Source organism: Streptomyces pseudogriseolus, from assembly GCA_002154585.1.
Lineage (GTDB): Bacteria > Actinomycetota > Actinomycetes > Streptomycetales > Streptomycetaceae > Streptomyces > Streptomyces pseudogriseolus.
In genome coordinates this window covers 1-1922 of sequence record MUNG01000706.1, presented here as the reverse complement: position 1 = coordinate 1922, position 1922 = coordinate 1, and the positions used below count along the sequence as shown (strand labels likewise).

Sequence of the window (1922 nt, the reverse complement as noted above, 5' to 3'; positions counted from 1 at the left end):
GTGCTGGTCACCTCGGCGTGAGGGGGCCGCTCGCCTCAGCATGAGGGGCCGGTGGCCTCGGAGCGGGGCGGGCCGGTCACCCTGGCGTGAGAGGGCCGGTGGCCCCGGCGTGAGGCGCACCGGTAACCCCAGCGTGAGGCGTACCGGTCAACCCGGCCCGGCCTGTGGGGGCCGGTGCGGTCAGGGTGCCGGGGCGGGCGGGCCGTCACTTCGGCATGACCGGCGCCAAGGCACGGAGCAGTGGGCGGACGGGCCTGCGCCCGTCGCCGTGGGGGCTCGTCCGCATCACGGGCGCTGAGGGACGGAGCACTGGGCGGACCGACCGGTGTCCGTCGCCGGACGAAACTCATCCGCGTCGCCGGACAGAGCCGCACGGCGGCCGCGCCGCGTCCCGGGGTCGGGGCGCGGTACGGCCGGCGGACGCGTCCGACGGCGGCCGGGTGTCAGGCGCCCGGCTGCTCCGTGTCGTCCTCCGGGTGGCTGCCCGGGCCGTGGCCGGGGCCCGCGAGGGGTGTCGGGGAGAGGACCTCGGGTTCCTCGCCGGGCTCCAGCAGGGTGTCGGCCGCGCCCACGATCAGCGGGTCCGGCTTGCCGAGCGCCTCATGGTCCTTGGCCGGGTAGTCGCAGCGGTCGAGGAGGCTGCGCATGGCCTCCAGCCGCCCCCGGCGCTTGTCGTTGTTCTTCACGACCGTCCACGGCGCGTGCGGGGTGTCCGTGGCACGGAACATCTCCACCTTGGCCTTGGTGTAGTCGTCCCAGCGGTCCAGCGACTCCAGGTCCATCGGCGACAGCTTCCAGCGCCGCAGCGGGTCGACCTGGCGGATGGCGAAGCGGGTGCGCTGCTCGGCCCGGGACACCGAGAACCAGAACTTCACCAGCATGATGCCGTCGTCGGTGAGCAGCCGCTCGAACAGCGGGGTCTGCTCCAGGAACAGCCGGTACTCCTCGTCCGAGCAGAAGCCCATGACCCGCTCGACGCCGGCCCGGTTGTACCAGGAGCGGTCGAAGAAGACGATCTCGCCGCGGGCCGGGAGATGGGCGACGTAACGCTGGAAGTACCACTGCCCCGCCTCCCGTTCGGTCGGCTTCTCCAGGGCGACCACGCGTGCGCCGCGCGGGTTGAGGCGCTCCATGAACCGCTGGATGGTGCCGCCCTTGCCGGCCGCGTCGCGCCCCTCGCAGACGACGACCATCCGCTGGCCGGTGTCCTTCACCCACCGCTGCATCTTCAGCAGTTCGATCTGGAGGACGCGCTTCGTGCGGTCGTACTCCGACCTGCGGATCTTCCGGTCGTAGGGATGGTTCTCGCGCCAGGTCGCGATGGGGGTGCCGTCGGCGTCGAGCAGCACGGGGCGCTCCGGCCGCCGGGCGTCCACCTCCAGACCGTGCAGCAGGTCGTCACCGGTGACGGGCGACGGGTCGGTCCTCGCCGCGTCCGCCTCGGCGCGGCCCTCGTGCGCGTCCGGGTGGTCGCGCCCCTGTCGCTCGTCCGGGTGGTCGGCCGTCACCATCGTCTCCCGCCTTTCGGGTCCCGTCTCACCGGGTCCCCCTTGTGCAGCGTATGCCCGAGGAGCGTGCGCGGTGATGGGAAAGCGGGTGCCCGCGGCGGGCGCGCCGAAGCCTGGCGGCAGGCGGTGATTCGGCGGCGGGCTGAGGGGAAGTCGGGGCGGGTCGAAGGGCGCGGCGGGCGGGCGGTGGTCCGCGGGCCGGGCCGCGCCGTCGTGATCCCGGCGGGAGAGGTGAGGACGTGCAGATCGATCTCAAGGGCCGTACCGCGCTGGTCACGGGCTCCACCCAGGGCATCGGGGCGGCGATCGCCGCAGGGCTCGCGCGGGCGGGGGCGCGGGTCGCGGTGAACGGGCGGTCGGAGGAGCGGGTACGACAGGGCGCCGCCGCGCTGGAGCGGGAGGTTCCCGGCGCCG

At 74.3% G+C, this 1922-nt stretch carries 2 protein-coding genes; one reads left to right on the top strand and one right to left on the bottom strand.

Translation table 11 applies throughout. From position 1 onward, the window contains the following. Positions 1 to 443: 443 nt before the first annotated feature. The gene (ppk2, locus tag CCN29_RS34225) at positions 444 to 1511 is read right to left on the bottom strand and encodes a polyphosphate kinase 2 (RefSeq protein WP_031022900.1); all 1068 of its coding nucleotides are present in this window, start codon (positions 1509 to 1511) and stop codon (positions 444 to 446) included. Between the two features lie 236 nt (positions 1512 to 1747). On the opposite strand from ppk2, the gene CCN29_RS34220 reads away from it, so the two are divergent. After that, positions 1748 to 1922, top strand: a 175-nt coding sequence (locus CCN29_RS34220) for an SDR family NAD(P)-dependent oxidoreductase (protein WP_143661474.1), incomplete at its 3' end; no start/stop codon positions are given.

Coding starts and splice junctions, on each gene's coding strand:
- ppk2 (WP_031022900.1), bottom strand. CDS start 1,511: ATGGTGACGGCCGACCACCCGGACGAGCGACAGGGGCGCGACCACCCG.